We start from the raw sequence: 19967 nt of genomic DNA on the forward strand, positions 1-19967 counted from the left end.
AAAAGGTAGCCAAATAAGAAATACGGTAACTAATTTACGTAATTAAACACTAGGTTCTATAACCTACCGGAACAAAGGGCCAGACGAACTTCCATTAGTAAATCGATTCCATCCAGCGCTTGATTCACCGAAGCCAATAATCCGCTACCAAGCCAGCGAATACAGCCAAGCCGAACCAGTTGCTGTTCAAAAACGCTTTAAAACAAAGCGCTTTTTCCCGGTGAAAAATCAATTTTTGCTGATAAACCGATAAGCCTGCTGCAACTAAAATACCGCCATAGTAAGGCCAACTTGTATGCGCCATTTGCCCTACTGCAACCAGCAGGCCGAGTATGACTAACTGTAACCCGGCCATGATGTGGCGGTCGTAAGCGCCGAACAGTATCGCTGTCGATTTAACGCCTATTTTCAAATCGTCATCCTTGTCGACCATCGCATACATCGTGTCGTAGACCAGCGCCCACAATACGACGGCTAAATACATCACCCAGGCCACCGGAGGAATACTGTCGGTCTGCGCGGAAAACGCCATCGGCACGGCCCAGCCGAAAGCGATGCCCAGGTAAGCTTGGGGTAGATGGGTATAGCGTTTCATGAACGGATAACTGGCGGCCAGGAATGCGCCGATGAACGACAGCATGATGGTGTAAATATTCATTAATAACACCAAGCCGAAAGCGCTCAAGCACAGCACGACAAAAACGATCAGCGCTTCCTTGGGCTTGACCTTGCCGGCCGCAATAGGCCGCTGCTTGGTGCGTTCCACATGCGGGTCGAAGTCGCGGTCGGCATAATCGTTAATCACGCATCCGGCGGCCCGCATCAATACAACTCCTAGACAAAAAACAGTCAAAACCAATGAGTCGGGTTTGCCGTCGCCAGCCACCCAAAGCGCCCATAATGCGGGCCATAATAAAATCAGGATGCCGATAGGCTTGTCGAATCGCGCTAATAACCAATATTGCTTCATTCGATCCGTTATTCTGTCCATCATTGTTATCGCCTTTTCCAAAGCCTGAGTTTTATTAAAAATGCTATTATAGCTTTTTTATTTTGATGAGCGCGTGAACTATGAGTGTAAAAATCTATCACAATCCGCGTTGCGGCAAGTCGCGGCAAACCTTGCAGCTATTGAAAGAACAAGGCATCGAGCCGGAGGTTGTCGAGTACCTTAAAACGCCTCCGAGCGCTCAGGAACTGGACGATATTCTGCAAAAGTTGGGCATGGAGCCACGCGAGTTAATGCGCAAGAAAGAAGCCGAATATAAAGCAAATGGTCTTAGCGATACGTCGCTGGATAGGCAGGCGCTGATTCAAGCGATGGTAAACAATCCTATTTTAATCGAGCGTCCTATTGTTATCGCCAACGGCAAGGCGGCAATTGGCCGTCCGCCGGAAGCGGTACTGGCTATTTTTAATCATGCATAAGGGCCTTTTAGACAACCCTCACCCCGACCCTCTCCCAGAGGGAGAGGGGGAAAAGCCGCATCTATGTCTGTCTAAAACTTATGACTAAAATCCTGATTTTGTATTTCTCCCGTAACGGCACCACCGCGGACATGGCTAATCATATCGCTCGCGGTGTAGCATCGGTTGACGGCGCTGAAGCGGTGCTCAGAACCGTCCCCGATGTGTCAACGGTTTGTGAAAAAACCGCGGACAGCATCCCCGCCCACGGCGCGATTTACGCGACGCTCGACGATTTGAAATCCTGCGACGGTTTGGCGCTGGGCAGTCCGACCCATTTCGGTAATATGGCAGCGCCGCTGAAATACTTCATCGACAGCACCACGGAAATCTGGTTTTCAGGCGCATTATCCGGCAAGCCCGCAGGCGTATTTACCTCGACCGGCAGCATGCACGGCGGCCAGGAAAGCACTTTATTGTCGATGATGTTGCCGCTGTTGCATCAGGGCATGTTGATACTGGGCTTGCCTTATACCGAGCATGCGTTGCGTGAAACTACGTCAGGCGGCACGCCTTACGGCCCGAGTCATGTATCGATGAATCATTCGGGCTTGAGCGATCACGAAAAAATCTTGTGCAAAGCGCTCGGTGCGCGACTGGCCAAAACCGCAGTTCAACTGAAAAAATCCGCATGAACATAAAACCGATTTATTGTTACATCATCGCGCTGATTGGTTTTTTCGGTTTGTTCGCGTTGTTGATGCTTTGGAATACCGTACTGACGCCGTCCACCCGCTTTCCGGTGGCGCTGGTTCTGCTGGTCGCCGTTACTCCGTTATTACTGCCGATGCGCGGCTTGCTTGATCGCAATCCCAGGAGTTGCGCGTGGGCGGCCTACGTCAGCCTGATTTATTTTCTCCACGGCACTACCGAAGCTTACGTCAACGCCGACGAACGGCTGTATGCATCGTTTGAAATCATGTTGAGCCTGATGCTCTTTTTCGGCACGACATTTTATGTGCGGCTAGCGGGAAAACAGAACTGACAATGGCACAGCAGCTTCCGTTAGATTTTGAATTCAGGGCCAATCAAACCTTTAACGATTTTTTCCCCGGCGGCAATCAGGAAATCGTCACTCACTTGCAACAGTGCATTGCTGGCTTGGGTGAACAGCAAATTTTCCTCTGGGGTAAATCGGGACAAGGTAAGACGCATCTGTTGCAAGCCTGCTGTCATCGGGCGCAGAATCAAAACCTCAGTTCGTTTTACTTTGATTTAACACAGGCTGAGTTACCCGATCCATCCATGCTGAACGGGCTTGATGAGTACGATGTCGTTTGTTTCGACAACATCGACCGCATAGCCGGTCACTCCGCTTGGGAGCTGGCTTTTTTTAATTTTTTTAATCGACACCGTGATCGCGGCCATAAACTGATCGTATCGGCATCTTCAGCGCCCAATGATGTTGCCATTCAATTACCTGATTTAAAAACCCGCCTTAATTGGGGACTGTCTTTAAAAATACAGTCCTTGACCGATAGCGACCGCATTGCGGCACTTATCTTTAAAGCCGATCAAATGGGTTTCGAAATCGCCCCGCAAGCCGGGCGTTTTCTACTGACGCATTACGACAGGGATTTGACCTCTTTATGGGCTTTACTGGAAAAACTGGATAAGGCCTCCTTGGCCGCCAAACGTAAATTGACTCTCCCTTTTTTAAAGCAAATTCTAAACGACCAAAACCATGATTAAAGTCCTTGTTATTGGAGCCGGCGCCATCGGCGCGTTTTATGGATCGCTGCTGGCGCAAGCCGGAGCCGAGGTATCGGTTATCTGCCGCTCCGATTACGACCAGGTAAAGGAACACGATTTCATCATCAACAGCCAAGCGCTCGGCCGCTGGAGTTTTACCCCTGCACAGGTTTTAAGGCATGTTTCCGATTTTAAAGGAACGCCGGACTATATTTTGCTTTGCACCAAGATCATTCCGACGTTGGACAGGGTCGCGCTGATTCGTCCGGTTGTCGGCCGGAACACATCTATTGTCTTTATCCAGAACGGCGTAGAAATCGAGCAGGAAATGCTGAATGCTTTCCCCAATAATGAACTCGTTAGCGGTTTGGCATTTATTTGCTGCAATCGGGTAGGTCCCGGCGAAATACTGCATCTGGCGTATGGCCGTCTGGCTTTAGGTAATTTGCCGAGCGGCATCAGCCGTAAAACCCTGGAACTTTGCGAACTGTTTAATCAATCCGGCATTGAGTGCGGAGCAATCGACAATATTGTGACCGGACGCTGGCAAAAATGCGTCTGGAACGCACCGTTTAATCCGCTATCGGTGTTGTCGGGAGGTTTGCTGACACTGGACATCCTGCAAACCCAAGAATCGTTGGTACGCAGCATTATGCAGGAAGTTTGCAGCATCGCAGCGGCCTCCGGGCATCCACTGCCCGACGATATTGTTAACATTAATATCGAAAACACCTATGCGATGCCGCCTTATAAAACCAGCATGCTGCTAGATTATGAAAACGGCCATCCGATGGAAACCGAAGCCATCCTCGGCAATACCTTGCGCGCCGCCCAAAGGCTAAACATAGCCGCGCCGCATCTGGAATCGGTCTATGGTTTGATGAGGCTCAGAGAATTAAAGCTGAGCTATTTACCGTAAAAAATATAATCCGCCGTATAGGCGACCCGCTTTTCGCTGCCCAGATGATTGGAGTCGCATCCCGACGAAGGCGGAAGGCCGCCGCGGGTATTAATCCGGTTAATAAAGTTCACGTTCGAAAACAGGCCGTTGCCTTTATGGGAAACTACCTCGACCAGCAACCAGGAAATCGCCGAACCCGGCGCCATATCGATTTTCTTGACTACCCGGCCGACCACTTGGCTGCCCTCTTTATATTCCCATAAAGGTCCAGCCGTATGATTCCCGACTATTTTGCCTCGATCGTCGAATAACTTGGCATCGGGTGCCTGCGTTTCCCATGAATACTCGCCTTTATTCAGAGAGCATTGGTAAATCTGGTCGCCCTTTGCATGCACGGTCAAAACAGGATGGTTGCCGGTAGGCGCTTTAATCGGCTCGGGAATTACAACTCCGGCATTGGCCGCTCCCTGCAACAGCGCCGATAAAATCAATATTTTTTTAATCATAGTGTTCACCATGGCATTGGCGTTCCGTCATATTTGACAAAACTGCCGGATTGGTCCAATGAAAAGCCCTCTATCAAAGTACGCATCCCGGTCACGCTTTGCTCCGCGTTAATCAATGCATTAGGCCCGCCCATATCGGTTTTGACCCAACCGGGATGAAAAATAAGCACGCCGACAGACTGATTTTTAAGCTCTATCGCAAGGCTCTTCATTGCAGCATTCAGCGCCGCCTTGCTTGAGCGGTAAAAAATACTGCCGCCGCTGTCATTATCAGCCATGCTGCCCATCAGGCTGCTGATATTAACGATCAACTTTTTATCGCTGCACTTGATTTGCGGTAAAAACGCTTCGGCCATTTTTAACGGCGCCTGGGTGTTAACCAGCAGCGATTTAGTCCATGCCTGATAATCAAGCTTGCCGAAACCGTTATTGCCGTTATCGGTATAAATCCCGGCATTGTTAATTAAAACATCAATCGGCAGACCCGCCAATTTTTGGGACAGCGCATCGATTTGTCCAAACTCAGAAACATCCAGCGTTTCCAGCTGAATATTATGATGACTGGCGAGATTGTTTAAATCAAACGCGTCGTCAGGATTGCGCGAACACGCAATAACATGCCAACCCTGTTTGGAGTACTGGCGGCAAAACTCCAGACCCAAGCCGCGATTGGCGCCGGTAATTAAAACTGTAGCCATTTTTTATTTCTCCCATAAAAAAACCTCCTGCATCGGTAGACGCAGAAGGTTTCTTATACTACTTAAAAACTGATGTTACGCAATAGGTAAAAATCTCACCACGAAGACATAAAGAACACAAAAAACATTCTTCGCAGTTGTTATAACTTACGCAACATCGATTAAGAAATTAAGCTGAAAAGTTTTTTGCAGCAAAATCCCAGTTAACCAAAGACCAGAAGGCTTCCAGGTAAGCTGGACGTGCATTGCGGTAATCAATGTAATAAGCATGTTCCCAAACATCACAAGTCAACAAAGGCGTTTGACCGGTTGTTAATGGCGTCGCTGCATTGCTGGTGCTGACCAGCGCCAAACTGCCGTCGGCATTTTGTACCAACCAGGCCCAACCCGAACCAAACGTAGTCACTGCGCATTTGGTAAATTCTTCTTTAAATTTGGCAAATGAACCGAAAGTTGAATCGATAGCATCAGCTAAAGCGCCAGTAGGTTCGCCACCTGCATTCGGCGCAATACTGTTCCAGTAAAACGTATGATTCCAGACTTGCGCAGCGTTGTTAAAAATACCGCCGGAAGATTTCTTAATAACTTCTTCCAATGATAAACCTTCAAATTCAGTTCCTGGAACCAAGTTATTCAGGTTTGTGACATAAGTTTGATGATGCTTACCATAATGAAACTCCAATGTTTCTTCGGAAATATGGGGCGCCAGTGCATTTTTAGCATAAGGTAAAGCAGGAAGTTCAAAAGCCATGAGATTCTCCTAAATCAAGTTATTGAAAAATATTAAAGATATTGTATATAAACAGCCGGCAACAAAATAAATACCAAGTGTTTTAATAAACATTTACTTTAGCATTGCTCGCCGATTAAATAAAGCGATTAGCACAAGCAAGAACAAGGCAAATCATTAAAACTGCTTATGCGGCACCTATGCTAATGTGCAAAAATGCCCAGCTTTGGAATATAGATAGAAGCTGTCACCCGATATGTTGAAAGCTACCTGCTTTATACCCCATTTAAATAATACTTTCAAAGTCAGGCAAGCTTATACTGTATTTACCCGCATAAAATACCTGCTAAATCAATAATCACTTACGGGAGACCGCAATGATCAGACTGACTTACGCCAGTACCGCAGTCACAGACTTTAGTTCGGAAAAGCTGCTAATACTATTAAAAACCTGTCGCGTAAACAACGGAATGAACAATATAACCGGGATACTATTTTATTCGCATGGCACTTTTTTTCAGGTGTTGGAAGGCGATGAGAACGTCGTTGATGCTACCTTTGAAGTCATAAAAAAAGATATACGTCATAAAGACGTAACCGTGATTGAAAAACTGCCGATAACGGAGCGGTTGTTTCCTTACTGGAATATGGGCTTTGAAAAGCTGGAGGATAAAGAGCTAAACGAAATAGAAGGCTTGAATAATTTTGTTGTAAAAGATTTAACGCCCACCGGGTTTATCTCTCATAAGCATATTATTGCTCCTTTATTGGCCCATCTGCGCGATAAGCTGGTAAAACGGGTCACTTTAGAAAGTTCCGAACAACTGCCCATCCAACATGAAGAACTGCCTATGGAGCATGAAGATCCGTTTATACAACTTCTGCACCGTACCATACGCTTGGCGCTCAAGTTCCTGGCTTTGCTGATGGTGATCGTTATTTTGTTCGGTATTATCGATGTCGTTTATGTGATTTTCGGAAAAATCACCCACCCGCCTTTTATGCTGTTGACTATCAATGACATGCTGGAAACGTTTGGCGCTTTTTTGGCTGTGTTAATCGCCATTGAAATTTTCCTGAACATTACTGTCTATATCCGAAGTGATGTGATCCCGGTAAATCTTGTTGTGGCTACTGCGCTAATGGCTATTTGCCGAAAAATTATCGTTTTCGATTACAAACATTTATCGGCGGAATATGTGAGCGCATCGGCATTGGTTGTGATAGCGCTGGGGATTACTTACTGGCTGATCCAAAAGAAAGAATAGCTACCTGTTGGGGTTAATACTGAACCTTCTGCGCCATAAACATAGACTAGCCCAGAAACACTCATAGTTTGACTCATCCATTCATTTGAGCATTCAGCGTCGTTTGCGGATCGTTTCCGGCATCACATCTTCTTCCATCAAGGCCAACATTCTTTTGCCTGCCGGGATCATCAGTCTATTTAATTGACGATTTTTAACCCAGACTAAAGCACGAAAGCCCAGCAATAAAAATACCATTATGGAATAAAACAAAGGTTCAGCCAGGTTACCTTTGAGCTGCCAGAAATAATGAATAACTGCTGCAACGGCTGCAATATGAATAAACCGATGAAGTTTTTTCCAGTTTTTACCCATGCGCTTTTTGGCCCATTTAGGCGACGTCAGCGCTAACAAAAGCACAATAATGTAAGCCAACATACCAAACCAAATATAAGAGCTTTCAATCATATCGATACCAATCATACGCCACGCCAGAGCATGATCTATCAGCAAGTAGGCCAGTAAATGCAAGGTGGCATAAAAAAAAGCGTACAACCCGAACAATTGCCGATAATCCGCCATGCCTCGCCATTTTGTAATAGTTTGGATGGGCGTAATAGCCAAGGTCAAACACAAAAAACGTAATGACCAATCGCCCAAACGAATATGCAGCGCTTGAACAGGATTTGAGCCTAAATTGTCAAAAGCAATGTCAATAAACAACCATAACAACGGGATTAAACAAGCGGCTATAGTTTTCGACTTCAAGGCATTGATTTGAAAAGTCATCAGAAAAAATGCCGTAAATCCATATCTTGATAAAGTGATGCCACTTGCTCACCATAGCCGTTAAATAATTCAGTTTGTCGGCGTGAGGTAAAAAAACCGCTGCCTAATTGGCGCTCGCTGCTTTGACTCCAACGCGGATGAGCGACAGACGGGTTCACGTTAGAGTAAAAGCCGTATTCATTGGGAGCGAACTGGCTCCACGAAGTTACCGGAGGCCTTTTTAACAACTCGATTTTTACAATCGCTTTAATGCTTTTAAAGCCGTATTTCCAAGGCACGACCAAACGTAGCGGCGCACCATTTTGCTTGGGCAAAGTATCGCCGTACATTCCGACAGCCATTATTGTCAAAGGATGCATGGCCTCATCAATGCGTAATCCTTCAACATACGGCCATTCCAGCATCGCATTGTTATGCTGCCTGGGCATTATTTCCGGCTGAAGAACGGAGGTAAATTTTACAAAACGGGCCGTAGATAAAGGTTTAACCGTTTTTAATAGATCGCCTAACGAAAAACCAACCCAAGGCACAACCATTGACCACGCTTCGACACAACGAAAACGGTAGATATGCTCCTGGAGCGTCTGCTGACGTAAAATATCTTCCAAATAGTAAATCCCCGGTTTTTCCACTTCGCCGCTTATCTCAACAGACCACGGGTCGGTCCGAAGATTTTGCGCCAACTTCGTTGAGTCTTGTTTATTGAATGCAAACTCGTAATAGTTGGTGTAATTTTTAATCAACTCGGCGGGCGTAGGCGTTAAAAGATCAGCCGAAAAGTCACCTTTCGGCAAACTCGCCCAAACCGGATTACGGCTATTAGCCAATGTCGGTGAAATACCCATACCTGCAACCATCGCCGCCAACATGGCTTTAATGATTTTCCGGCGTTCCTTAAAAATCAAAGGATCGGTAATTTCACTGGCAGGAATATCTTTTTTTGTTTTAATTATCATCGCCAAGATTACCTAATGGTTGATCAATGTTTACTTTCTACCTTTAGGAATCCAACCCAATAATCGGCGAATTTTAAGCTCGGTAATAAACGCCAGCGAAAACAGCTGTATGAAATTTTCCGCTTCAATTAAATCCAGGCCGATATGTTCAGGAACCAACTCTTTCCGAGTTCCGAAAATGCGATCCCAGATTGACAACACAATGCCGTAGTTACTGTCGTGCTCTGCACGTAAGGTGGAATGATGGGTTCGATGCAGTGATGGGGTAATAATGAATTGTGAAATAGCTTCTTCGTTGGTAACGCGAAGGTTGGCATGATGAAAAAAAATGAAAAATAACTCGATAATCTCGATGGAAAGTACCAAATAGGCATCTACACCAATAACTACAACGAATACAGACTTATAAATAATTTCCAGTAATAAATCGAAAACATGAAAGCGAAAACCCGTAGAAACATTAAAACTTTTATCGCTGTGATGTACTTTATGAAATCGCCATAGAAATTCGAATTTGTGACTTGCCACATGCCAAATGTAAATTGCCAAATCGAAAAAAGCAAAAGCCAGCAGCCATTTAACTAAGCCGTTATCCAGGCCTGCTAATAGCCCATAGGATGAAAATTGCTGCGCAACAAGGAATAATGACGAGGCTCTTAATACCGTCAAAATCAAGTTATTAACTAAAAATGCTGTCGTATTGGTAACGAATGATTCTTTATTAACTTTATTGGAAAAATTACGATGCGGTTTAACTTTTTCGAAGATCAGCAATAAAATAAAGGCCAGTATAGCTAGGCCGAATAACTCTTCATTAAAAAGCAGGCCATCACTACTATGAGTATTTTCAGCTGCATTCATAAACATACCTTCATGTTTTATACCGTAATTATAAAAGTTTGTTTATTTGTTCGACATGGCTGCCAATAACGCGTTCAGTTCTTTAATTTCATTACTGGCAGTTACTTGGTCGGTTATGTCGTACTGCACACCAAGATAATAAATAACCCGTTTTTTTCTATCTAATAAAGGGGTTATTTTTAAACGATTATGAAATAAGGTGCCGTCTTTTTTATAATTGCGTAACGTCACTTCAATTGCGTCATGATTTCTCATCGCTTCGGAGATCTGATTGCGAGCGGGCTGATCTCTATCACTACCCTGAAGAAAACGGCAATTATGCCCGATGATATCTTCTTGACTATAACCCGTTAAACGTTCGAAGGCTTTATTGGCATATATAATTGGCGAATCATCTAAATCGGGATCAGCTAAAGTTACACCGTTAACACATTCATCTAAAATAGCGGAAAGTACTTGCGGAATGAGGCCGCTATCTTTTTCAACAATAAAAGGCATAATTAAACTCCAATTTTTTATAATTATTATAAATCTACTGATATTAATTGCTTTCAGCAGCAATTAAACTTTTGATGTTCTCAACCGTATTTTCAGCCCCATCTTCAATAGCGGAACGTATCAGCTTTGCAAACGGGCGCATAAATACTTCGACTTCTAATAAATCAAAGCGAAAAGTCAAGCGGGTGGATTGTGTTTGTTCACAGCTCTCTAATAAATAACTGTGTTTATAGGGTTCAGTCAAACCTTTAAATATAAGTTTGATACAGGGTTGATAATCTGTGATTTCAAAAACAGATTCAACTTTTGTGCCGTTGTCTTTACGGATTTGTTTTGCTTTAGAGCCAATAAATACGTCTTTACCATCCAAGGGTTCAAATTCAACAACTTCTACAGACCATTTGGGATAGTTATCAAAAAAATGCTCGCCAATATAAGAAAAAACGTCGTGAATTGGTTTATCAATTTCAATGCTTGCTTCACCCGTAACCGGTTTGGATAAATCAAATGAAAACTTAAGTTGCATTGTAAAACCATTCCTTGCTGAGTTTATTGCCCAACTTTATTGTTATTTTGTTCCAATCTACCAGTATAAAAATTAATTACAAACTTTATAGAAATTAATTACATACTTTCTCAAACTATTTAGATTAAGCTCACTTTTAATATGAGGCTTCTATCCATTATCAGCTTGAAAAAGATGAAGTGGGAGAAAGAAGAAAACCATTCAGCAAAAACCTATTACATTCGCTGTCGTTATCCATTTTAACAGTTAGCGCTATATAGCTGCCTCACTGACTCAAGCACTCTGTTTTGTGCGTTCGCAAAGTCAGTTAATAGTTCAGGCGTATACGCCTCTTGTTTATTAAGAGCCTGTTCCAACGTTTCTATACACGTTTTCAATTCCGACATCGCGAGATTGGCTGCCACGCCTTTCATTGTATGGAGATACCTCAAAGCCGAATCAACATCGCCGGCTTGTAAAAAGGCATCCAGGCGGATATGCGCATCACTAAAACTCTGCTCAAATTTCAGTAGCAAGTCATGCAGCAGTTGCACATTTCCTACAACATTTTTTAAAGCCCGTTGTATATCAATGCCGGGCAATAGTTCCGGCAGCAATACTTCTGTTTGCTGAGCTGTCCTCGCCAAGCAAGAAGCCGATGTTTTCCGTAATGCCGGTTTGATAAATTTAATCAGATTTTCCAGCAATTCATCAACATCTATAGGCTTGGTCACATACCCGTTCATTCCTATCTGCAAGCACTTTTCTCTAACATCGTTCATCGCGTGAGCCGTCATTGCAATGATCGGCAAAGCATCGAATTGCGCTTCAGAACGTATGATTCGGGTGGCCTCATAACCATCCATGATTGGCATTTCCAAATCCATTAATACTGCATCAAAATAGCTTGCTCGTATTTTTTGCACAGCATCCCGGCCATCCGCAGCAATAGCAATTTCAAAACCTTCCTGTTCCAGCGTTTCTTTAGCAATCTGCTGATTAATATGATTGTCTTCTACCAGCAGCAACTTGGCGCCTTTTATTTGATGCAGCTTTTCGTTTCTCATTCTTGCGCGGCGGACTTGCGCGGGTTGATATCGATCAAAATTATTTTGATTAAACGCTTCAACAACTGTACTGACCAATACCGATAAATGCACCGGCTTGATAAGAAAACCATCCAGATTAAGATCATTTGATCGCTGCGTAATGTCCTCCCTGCTATGTGCGGTTATCATGATAATGTGAGGAATACAGGGAACTTTAAGATCATTTTTAATATATCGCGCAACCGAAATACCGTCCATTTTAGGCAAATGCCAATCCATGAGCACAAGCCTGTAAGGATCGTCAACGGAGGCGTTTTCCAGTATTTGAATAGCTTGCTCCCCCGTACTGACGGAAGTCACTTGAAAAAAAAGTGTTTCCAAATACAAGCATAAGACATTTCGAGTTGTCTCGTTATTATCCACCACTAATGCTTTTACGCCGCGAAATGCGTCGCTTGATACCGTGCGTTTTTGATCTACCTCATACGGCTGCCGAAAGATGGCGGTAAACGTAAAAGTACTGCCCTTTCCTATTTCACTATTGACATGAATGACACCCCCCATCATGTCCACCATTCGCTTACAAATAGCCAGGCCCAAACCTGTCCCGCCGTATTTACGGGTGGTCGATTTATCGGCTTGATTAAAAGACTGGAATAGCCCGCCTATTTGTTCTGCCGTCAAACCTATACCGGTATCTTTAACAGAAAACTCAAGCAAAACCTGATCTGTCTTTTCTGTATGTACACACTTTTCCGCTAACGCAATTTTAATATCGATATCGCCGTAACTGGTAAATTTGACAGCGTTATTGACTAGATTAAGTAATACCTGCCCCAGTCTTAGCGGATCGCCTATCAACTCCACAGGCACATCGTCGGCAGTAATAAAATGTAGCTGTAGGTCTTTTTCTTCCACTTTGTCGCTCATTAAACTGGAAAGATCGTTTAGCACGTCATCCAAATTAAATGGGATAGCTTCCAACTCCAGTTTTCCGGCTTCGATTTTGGAAAAATCTAAAATATCATTAATGATTCCGAGCAAAGCGCGTGAAGAAACCTGAACTTTAGTCAAATAATCCTGCTGTTTTGCAGTCAGGTCGGTCTGTAAAGCTAACCGGGTCATACCGATGATTGCATTCATCGGCGTTCGAATTTCATGACTCATCATCGAAAGAAATTCCGATTTGCTTTTATCAGCCGCAATAGCCTGATCTCTTGCCTCCGCCAATTCGGATGTGCGGTTTATAACTTTCTGCTCTAACGTTCGGCTATAGTCTTCAAGCTTATCGTAAGAAATCTTCAGGTTCCGGGCCATCTGAGAAAAAGCTGTCGTTAGAGCCCCAATTTCGCCATCAGGACGAATTTTTTTAACCTTCTCGCTGACCGCAAAATTACCTTCAGCCAGCTCATTTGCCAACCGTGTCAAATGCATCAGCGGCCTGGACAGGCGCTCAGATACAAACAATACGATACCGGCGCCAATCACCATGAAAATAGTCGCTGTCATTAATAGCCGCGCTATCATTTCGTGGATTTGACGAGTGCTTTCCTCTCGGGAATTGACAATCTCCTGATTAAGAATATCCAGGGAAAAACCCAGCCGGAGAACGCCCCAGGATTTTGCGCTGACTTGAATCGGCATGATAAATTCCATAAAGGGTTTAGCGTTGCTGATATATTCATTAACTGTTGCAGCCTGTTGAGCCGCCGCGAATAAATCCTCTTTTTCGGATAAAATTCCCATCTCTAGCTGAGGTTTTAGCGTATGTATATAGGCTCTTCCTGATGCTTGCATTAATATAATGTAATTAAGCTCCTTATTTTCCCGCACTGCATTTCTTAACTGATCGGCAACCAAAGAAAGGTTAACGGAAGCGATGCCATTCTCAACTTGGCCTGATAAATTATCAGATAGAATTTGCCCCCTATCGATTAACTTTTCTTTCATAAGCACAATGCGTTTTTCCAATTCCTTTTCAAACACATCTTTTTGAAATTCAATCTGAACAAAGGTCAACATCGTCAATAAGGCGATAATTAAACCGACCATCGTAACGAGAAGTTTTCTAAAAATACTTCGTTTAACCATACTGTTTAAACTCAATGCTGTATTTGGGAAATTTATTTTGATTACTTGCGCTTACTGCTGGTGGCATTATAAATCTAACTTTAAAAGTGTCCTGATTAATTAAATGATTTCGGTTATTCTGTTAATTATTTAATTAATCAGGACAGCTTAAATTTTTATCATGATTTTTCTTCGTATACTTTGCGATTTTATGTTTTAAGTCTTGCAGACCGAAATGACAAAACCACTTTTATTCTGTTTCGAACCGATTGCGGATTTTAATGCGGAGATATTGATTTTAGGCAGTATGCCGGGACAGGAGTCTTTGGCGGCAGGTCAGTATTATGCGAATCGCCGTAACGCGTTCTGGAAGATTATGGCGGAATTGCTTGAGTTTGATCCTGAATCTTCGTATGAAGCCCGTCTACAAGAACTGAAGACCGCCCGTATCGCACTATGGGATGTGCTGCAATCCTGCACGCGAGTCGGTAGTTTGGATGCAAAAATTGATACCGGTTCCATCACGGTAAATAACTTTCAGGACTTCTTTCGCACACATGACAAAATCCGTGCAGTATTCTTCAACGGAGCAAAAGCGGAATCGGCGTACCGGCAACACGTGCAGCCTACTGTCAGTTCCGTTCCAGTCAGCTATATGCGCCTGCCATCAACCAGTCCGGCGCATGCTTCTCTTTCTTATGAACAAAAGCTTCAGATATGGAGGACAGTCGCAGTAAGCCGGAATAAACCTGTTTGAGCGATGGCGAAAAATCGGCGTTTCCAACAAACACTTATTTCTTTTTGAAATAAAAAACCTGTCTATCGGATTCTCGGATTAATTGAATAATCTGATGCCCGGTCTGGTCAGCATAAACGCCAAAATCCAAATGTGCGGCCGGATCGGTTGCGATCACTTTGACGATATCGCCGCTGGACATGCTCATTAAGGCTTTTTTCAGGCGCAACAAGGGCAATGGACAATTCAAACCGCTAGCATCTACTTCCAGGTTAAATTCGATCATAGCTTTATATTAAGTTTTCTCAACTAAGTTTGGTGCGCTTATAATACCATCCTCTTTTAAATCCAAGAATATCGTAACTAAATGGATTATTTCCCTGTATTTTTAAAGCTTAAAGATCAAGCTTGTCTGGTTGTTGGTGCGGGCGAAATCGCCGCCCGAAAAATTGAATTATTGGCACGCGCCGGTGCAAAAATTACCGTAATCGCCAGGGAGATATGTCCCACAGTTTCAAGCCTGCAAGCAACTCATAACTTAACATTACTGCAAAAGTCATTCTCCCCTGCAGATCTTGGCAAATTCAGGCTAGTGGTGTCGGCAACTGATAATACGGAAACCAATCGTTTGGTGGCCAAAACTGCGACAGAACAAAACATTCCGGTTAATGTGGTTGATAATCCCGAGCTTTGCAGCTTTATTTTTCCTGCCATTATTGACCGTTCTCCGATTATTGCCGCCGTGTCTTCCGGCGGTGCGACACCGGTATTAGCCCGCTTGCTTAGGGCAAAAATAGAAACCGTCATTCCTCCCGCCTATGGCCGCCTTGCCGGTCTGGCCGATAAGTTCAGGGATAAGGTCAAACAGCATATTAAAAAGCCTGCTCAACGCAGAATTTTCTGGGAGAATATTTTGCAAGGCTCTGTCGCTGAACTGATCTTTTCCGGCAAAGAACAGGAAGCTGAACAGCAATTAGAACAAACTCTGCTCAAGCAAAATGAAAGTACTAACCTCGGCGAAGTTTATCTGGTTGGCGCAGGTCCCGGCGCACCTGATTTGTTGACTTTCCGAGCACTACGATTGATGCAGCAGGCAGATGTGGTCGTTTATGACCGCCTGGTTTCGCCGGAAATTCTCGATTTAGCACGCCGGGATGCTGAAAAGATTTACGTCGGTAAACAACGTCAATACCATGCCCTGCCTCAAGAATCCATCAATATCCTGCTGGCCGATTTGGCTAAAGCCGGAAAGCGGGTGGTGCGATTAAAAGGAGGAGATCCTTTCATCTTCGGCCGCGGCGGCGAAGAAATTGAAACCTTGATGGAGCAAGGCATTAATTTTCAAGTAGTGCCCGGCATTACCGCCGCTTCCGGCTGTGCAACCTACTCGGGTATCCCGTTGACCCATCGGGATCATGCGCAATCCTGTACTTTTGTTACCGGGCACCTAAAGGATAATTCCGTCAATTTAAACTGGACGCAACTGGCTGCGCCTAATCAAACCATCGTCATCTACATGGGTCTGGCCGGCCTGGAACAAATCTGCCAGTCGTTAATTGCGCACGGCAGTCCCAAAGATTTACCTATCGCCATTATTCAGCAAGGCACTACCTCCAATCAGCGAGTGATTACCGGCACTTTGGAAACATTGCCGGGCAAGATTGCCGGCCAGGACATCAAGCCGCCCACCCTGACTATTATCGGCACGGTAGTAACATTACATGACAAGCTGAGCTGGTTTCAGACACGCCAGTTTGATTAATTATTGTCGCGCTTTCAAATTTTAAGGCCGACTCAACGATTCAGTTACCATTCATAGCCTTTAACCATAATATAACGCGGGGAAAATAAATAAATAAATAATTGAATTTTTCCGCCAAATTCCCTATGCTTTCACGGTTTAACTTTTAATCGAACTGTTATTTCTTTCAAAAATAAACAACAGTTCTTTTTTTACTACCCAGAGGAGAGATCAACATGAAAAAAACATTAGGAACATTAGCTGGTATTGCTTTACTCGCTTTAAGTGGACAAGTATTTGCCGACGAAGCTAGTGATGTTGGTAAGAAAATTTATGAGCGTGCTTTCGGTCGCGGTTGCGGCACTTGCCACGATATCGCTTCAAACCCACAGTTATCTGTTTTAATTAAAGCGGGTCAATTGGACAGAGCGAAATTTGAGACTGTTCTTAAAGAAGGTAAAGGCGGCATGCCGAAAGCTATCGCTGAAATAATGAAAAATCCAGCCGTTGTTAAAGCTGGATACGGCGAAGACCAAGCTGTTGATGCTTTATACAAATATCTGGGCGGTAATTAATCCCTGATTGACCAACACAAAAAAGCCGCCTCAAGTCTACGACTGGGCGGCTTTTTTTATATTCAAAAAACTGAAAACTAATCTTTACCCAAATAACTTGTTTTGGTTTCTTTATAAGGTAACCGGTTGCGATTTTTAATCCAGATACCCGCAACTGCTGCCAGCATCAGCCCGCATGAAACAATAGTCAAATAGATCAGACGTTTTAATTGGGACATTTCCTGCATTAGCTGCTCATTAGAAACGACCGCCTTGCCCTTTTTGGCTGGCTCGGAATAGGAGCGAAGAACTTTCACGTCGTTTTTCAAGTCTTCTATAGTATTTATAGAACTGGAAACGGAACCTACGCGAATACTCTCTTCCAACGCGTTTAATTTACTTTCAATTGAACCGCTGACCAAGCCGACAAGCTGTCCTTTCAGCGCGTTAACTTCTGCAGAGAACACGGGGTTCATCTCAGACGCATAGACCTCGGTAGCCGTGGCGTTTTTATAGCGGGTTAAGAAGCTATCGGTTGGGAATAATAAAAAGCCCCCTATCAAAACGACGATCATCAACGCACAGACTACAGTCAGCAATAACCTGTTAACCTTCATTAATACATGATGCGAAGGTATTTTCTGCAGAACCGTGGACGCATTGCCGGGCAATGTCTCCACTACTGAGTTTATCTTATCTATGTCGCTCATCAGTTACTTCCCCTCGAACCAGGAACCCATGGCAACCAACCATCCTGACCGAACAATTATTATTTTTCATAACAAACCATGTCGGTAGTTGAGTGCTACCTAATTCGCGATTATACAAGTTTAATGCTCAAATCCTGCATTTTATTTAACTATATCCTGCGTCCAAACAAGACAAGATAACCAAAATAAGGCAGCATAAAATGCCTAACGCTATGCTGCTTAAAGTATTAACTTAACCGCTTGGCAGCGGCTATTCTCATTCTCAGCGCGTTTAACTTGATAAAGCCCTCGGCATCCTTTTGATTATAGGCACCGCCATCATCTTCAAACGTCGCAATGCTTTCATCAAACAGGCTGTCAGTATCGGAAGCGCGTCCAACAACGACTACATTGCCCTTATAAAGCTTAAGCCTGACCTTACCGTTAACATTCGCCTGAGACGCATCGATCATGGTTTGCATCATTTCTCGCTCGGGACTCCACCAGTAACCATTGTAGATTAAAGAGGCATAGCGCGGCATCAGCTCGTCTTTTAAATGAGCCACTTCCCGATCCAGTGTTAACGACTCAATCGCACGATGCGCTTTGAGCATCACCGTACCGGCCGGTGTTTCATAACAGCCGCGTGATTTCATACCGACATAGCGATTTTCTACAATATCCAATCGGCCAATACCATTAGCGCCGGCAATCTTGTTTAATTGCTCCATCACTGTTGCAGGTGTACAAGGCACACCATCAATAGCGACAATATCGCCCTGACGGTAAGTCAGCTCAATATAAGTCGGGTGATCGGGTGCAGATTCAGGAGAAACCGTCCAGCGCCACATTTCCTCTTCAGGTTCCGCCCAAGGATCTTCCAAAATCCGGCCTTCATAAGAAATATGCAGTAAATTGGCATCCATTGAATAGGGCGATGCTTTACCTTTCTTCATTTCCACAGGAATGTTATGTTTTTCAGCATAAGCCAGCAAAGTTTGACGCGAGGTTAAATCCCATTCACGCCAAGGTGCAATAATCTGTATATCGGGACGCAACGCGTAAGCGCCCAGCTCGAAACGCACCTGGTCATTACCTTTGCCTGTTGCGCCGTGGGAAATGGCATTCGCTCCGGTTTCATTTGCGATGTCTATCAGCCGCTTGGCAATTAAAGGACGGGCAATCGAAGTGCCCAGCAAATATTCGCCTTCGTAAATCGCATTGGCGCGGAACATCGGGAATACATAATCGCGCGCAAAATCTTCGCGTAAATCTTCAATGTAAATATCCTTAATGCCCATCGCTTGCGCTTTGGCTCGTGCAGGCTCCACTTCTTCGCCCTGTCCCAAATCAGCCGTAAAGGTAACGACTTCACAATCATAAACATCCTGTAACCACTTGAGAATAACGGAAGTATCCAAACCTCCTGAATAAGCCAACACAACTTTATTGATTTCCGACATAACGTCTATACCTTGAGTTAAAAATGTTGCAAATTATACCGGAAAAATACAAGTTTCGGCAGCAATACACATATGATTAAAAGTACAGGTCATCATAGAAATGCAACGACATTGGGTTCTAGCCGAAACGCTTAGTCCCTTCCATCTCGGCGAGCTCCAGCATCGTATTAATGTTGCAAAATATTTCCGGCTCATTACTAAAATCCGCCCGAACTAAATTTTGCTGCTCCAGCCAATATTCAACTTTACGTTGACCATCAGCCAAATAATCCTGCAAGCTGGTTTGCAATACAGTCTTTATCACCAAGAAAACCGGATGCAACCTTACCCCATCAAAGGCGACGGCAACATCGGCATTATTTTTCGCGCGGGTTAATAACAGCTGCTGTAGATGTTCCGTTCTAATCAACGGTGAGTCGCAAGGAATAACCACCAAGATATCGGCATCCGCATGAATCATTGCGGTTAATATACCGGCTAAAGGACCGTCAAAATTATCGGTTTGATCGCTAATAACCGGCAACCCGAATTGCCGGTATTGATCAATATTCCGATTGGCATTTATGAACACACAATCCACAACAGGAGATAAAGCATCTATTGCATAACTGATCATCGGGCGGCCTTTAAAACGCATCAGGCCTTTATCCTGATTATTCATGCGCCGGGCACGGCCACCAGCAAGAATCACGCCTGCTACTTTTGTTTGACTGTTCATAATGGTAAGCTTTAATTATCGTGGGTAATGACCGATCTTTTTCCGCCGAACGACTATTTTCGCAAGCCTGTTGTTTATTGCAAGTTGCGCATACTTT

Annotated in this window: 23 protein-coding genes; 9 read left to right on the forward strand and 14 right to left on the reverse strand. The window is 44.1% G+C overall.

Features of this window, described 5'->3' with window-relative positions:
- Positions 1 to 124: 124 nt before the first annotated feature.
- Positions 125 to 994, reverse strand: coding sequence for a 4-hydroxybenzoate octaprenyltransferase (ubiA, locus tag V7051_RS08365; protein WP_333874493.1), 870 nt, complete (start codon positions 992 to 994; stop codon positions 125 to 127).
- 77 nt (positions 995 to 1071) lie between these two features.
- On the opposite strand from ubiA, the gene arsC reads away from it, so the two are divergent.
- From arsC to V7051_RS08390, 5 genes are all read left to right on the forward strand, one after another.
- Positions 1072 to 1428 (forward strand): arsenate reductase (glutaredoxin), encoded by a 357-nt coding sequence (gene arsC / locus V7051_RS08370; protein ID WP_333874494.1) that lies wholly within the window; start codon positions 1072 to 1074, stop codon positions 1426 to 1428.
- An 80-nt stretch (positions 1429 to 1508) separates the two neighbouring features.
- Positions 1509 to 2102 carry an NAD(P)H:quinone oxidoreductase gene (gene wrbA, locus V7051_RS08375; RefSeq protein WP_333874495.1) on the forward strand — a complete coding sequence of 198 codons (594 nt, stop codon included), beginning with the start codon at positions 1509 to 1511 and terminating at the stop codon, positions 2100 to 2102.
- Positions 2099 to 2452, forward strand: coding sequence for a DUF2069 domain-containing protein (locus V7051_RS08380; RefSeq protein WP_333874496.1), 354 nt, complete (start codon positions 2099 to 2101; stop codon positions 2450 to 2452). Before wrbA ends, V7051_RS08380 begins: the two co-directional genes overlap by 4 nt.
- Before the next feature lie 2 nt (positions 2453 to 2454).
- Positions 2455 to 3159, forward strand: coding sequence for a DnaA regulatory inactivator Hda (hda, locus tag V7051_RS08385; protein WP_333874497.1), 705 nt, complete (start codon positions 2455 to 2457; stop codon positions 3157 to 3159).
- Complete coding sequence (locus tag V7051_RS08390; protein ID WP_333874498.1) at positions 3152 to 4078, forward strand: ketopantoate reductase family protein; 927 nt, start codon at positions 3152 to 3154, stop codon at positions 4076 to 4078. Before hda ends, V7051_RS08390 begins: the two co-directional genes overlap by 8 nt.
- Here the strand turns inward: V7051_RS08390 and V7051_RS08395 are convergent.
- From V7051_RS08395 to sodB, 3 genes are all read right to left on the reverse strand, one after another.
- Entirely contained in the window at positions 4066 to 4566 is a 501-nt protein-coding gene (locus tag V7051_RS08395; protein WP_333874499.1) for a DUF3455 domain-containing protein, read from the reverse strand. The genes V7051_RS08390 and V7051_RS08395 overlap by 13 nt on opposite strands.
- Before the next feature lie 5 nt (positions 4567 to 4571).
- Positions 4572 to 5264 (reverse strand): SDR family oxidoreductase, encoded by a 693-nt coding sequence (locus tag V7051_RS08400; RefSeq protein ID WP_333874500.1) that lies wholly within the window; start codon positions 5262 to 5264, stop codon positions 4572 to 4574.
- A 169-nt stretch (positions 5265 to 5433) separates the two neighbouring features.
- Complete coding sequence (sodB, locus tag V7051_RS08405) at positions 5434 to 6015, reverse strand: superoxide dismutase [Fe] (RefSeq protein ID WP_333874501.1); 582 nt, start codon at positions 6013 to 6015, stop codon at positions 5434 to 5436.
- A 356-nt stretch (positions 6016 to 6371) separates the two neighbouring features.
- Here sodB and V7051_RS08410 point away from each other — a divergent pair, with 356 nt between their 5' ends.
- The gene (locus tag V7051_RS08410) at positions 6372 to 7262 is read left to right on the forward strand and encodes a phosphate-starvation-inducible PsiE family protein (RefSeq protein ID WP_333874502.1); all 891 of its coding nucleotides are present in this window, start codon (positions 6372 to 6374) and stop codon (positions 7260 to 7262) included.
- A 93-nt stretch (positions 7263 to 7355) separates the two neighbouring features.
- On the opposite strand, the gene V7051_RS08415 is transcribed toward V7051_RS08410, so the two are convergent.
- From V7051_RS08415 to V7051_RS08440, 6 genes are all read right to left on the reverse strand, one after another.
- Positions 7356 to 8030 (reverse strand): sulfite oxidase heme-binding subunit YedZ, encoded by a 675-nt coding sequence (locus tag V7051_RS08415; protein ID WP_333874503.1) that lies wholly within the window; start codon positions 8028 to 8030, stop codon positions 7356 to 7358.
- Complete coding sequence (msrP, locus tag V7051_RS08420; protein WP_333874504.1) at positions 8030 to 8986, reverse strand: protein-methionine-sulfoxide reductase catalytic subunit MsrP; 957 nt, start codon at positions 8984 to 8986, stop codon at positions 8030 to 8032. Before msrP ends, V7051_RS08415 begins: the two co-directional genes overlap by 1 nt.
- A 30-nt stretch (positions 8987 to 9016) precedes the next feature.
- Entirely contained in the window at positions 9017 to 9847 is an 831-nt protein-coding gene (locus V7051_RS08425; RefSeq protein WP_333874505.1) for a sterol desaturase family protein, read from the reverse strand.
- A gap of 42 nt (positions 9848 to 9889) precedes the next feature.
- Positions 9890 to 10345: a PAS domain-containing protein gene (locus V7051_RS08430; protein ID WP_333874506.1), complete on the reverse strand. Its 456-nt coding sequence runs from the start codon at positions 10343 to 10345 to the stop codon at positions 9890 to 9892.
- Positions 10346 to 10388: 43 nt separating this feature from the next.
- The gene (locus V7051_RS08435) at positions 10389 to 10871 is read right to left on the reverse strand and encodes an SRPBCC family protein (protein WP_333874507.1); all 483 of its coding nucleotides are present in this window, start codon (positions 10869 to 10871) and stop codon (positions 10389 to 10391) included.
- A 239-nt stretch (positions 10872 to 11110) separates the two neighbouring features.
- On the reverse strand, positions 11111 to 13990 hold the full coding sequence (locus tag V7051_RS08440) for a response regulator (protein WP_333874508.1): 2880 nt from the start codon (positions 13988 to 13990) through the stop codon (positions 11111 to 11113).
- A gap of 214 nt (positions 13991 to 14204) precedes the next feature.
- On the opposite strand from V7051_RS08440, the gene V7051_RS08445 reads away from it, so the two are divergent.
- On the forward strand, positions 14205 to 14726 hold the full coding sequence (locus V7051_RS08445; protein ID WP_333874509.1) for a DNA-deoxyinosine glycosylase: 522 nt from the start codon (positions 14205 to 14207) through the stop codon (positions 14724 to 14726).
- A gap of 34 nt (positions 14727 to 14760) precedes the next feature.
- Here V7051_RS08445 and V7051_RS08450 read toward each other — a convergent pair whose 3' ends face one another.
- Positions 14761 to 14991 carry a sulfurtransferase TusA family protein gene (locus V7051_RS08450; RefSeq protein WP_333874510.1) on the reverse strand — a complete coding sequence of 77 codons (231 nt, stop codon included), beginning with the start codon at positions 14989 to 14991 and terminating at the stop codon, positions 14761 to 14763.
- A gap of 81 nt (positions 14992 to 15072) precedes the next feature.
- Between V7051_RS08450 and cysG the strand changes: the two genes are divergently transcribed.
- Both cysG and V7051_RS08460 read left to right on the forward strand, forming a co-directional pair.
- A complete protein-coding gene (gene cysG, locus V7051_RS08455) occupies positions 15073 to 16467 on the forward strand; it encodes a siroheme synthase CysG (protein ID WP_333874511.1) in 1395 nt (464 codons plus the stop codon).
- 215 nt (positions 16468 to 16682) lie between these two features.
- Positions 16683 to 17021 (forward strand): cytochrome c, encoded by a 339-nt coding sequence (locus tag V7051_RS08460; RefSeq protein WP_333874512.1) that lies wholly within the window; start codon positions 16683 to 16685, stop codon positions 17019 to 17021.
- Between the two features lie 77 nt (positions 17022 to 17098).
- Here the strand turns inward: V7051_RS08460 and V7051_RS08465 are convergent, their stop codons facing one another.
- From V7051_RS08465 to mobA, 3 genes are all read right to left on the reverse strand, one after another.
- Positions 17099 to 17710, reverse strand: coding sequence for a hypothetical protein (locus V7051_RS08465; RefSeq protein ID WP_333874513.1), 612 nt, complete (start codon positions 17708 to 17710; stop codon positions 17099 to 17101).
- 227 nt (positions 17711 to 17937) lie between these two features.
- On the reverse strand, positions 17938 to 19152 hold the full coding sequence (locus tag V7051_RS08470) for an argininosuccinate synthase (protein WP_333874514.1): 1215 nt from the start codon (positions 19150 to 19152) through the stop codon (positions 17938 to 17940).
- A 118-nt stretch (positions 19153 to 19270) separates the two neighbouring features.
- Positions 19271 to 19870, reverse strand: coding sequence for a molybdenum cofactor guanylyltransferase MobA (mobA, locus tag V7051_RS08475; protein ID WP_333874515.1), 600 nt, complete (start codon positions 19868 to 19870; stop codon positions 19271 to 19273).
- Between the last annotated feature and the right edge of the window lie 97 nt (positions 19871 to 19967).

The organism is Methylobacter sp. (genome assembly GCF_036845245.1).
GTDB lineage: Bacteria > Pseudomonadota > Gammaproteobacteria > Methylococcales > Methylomonadaceae > Methylobacter_A.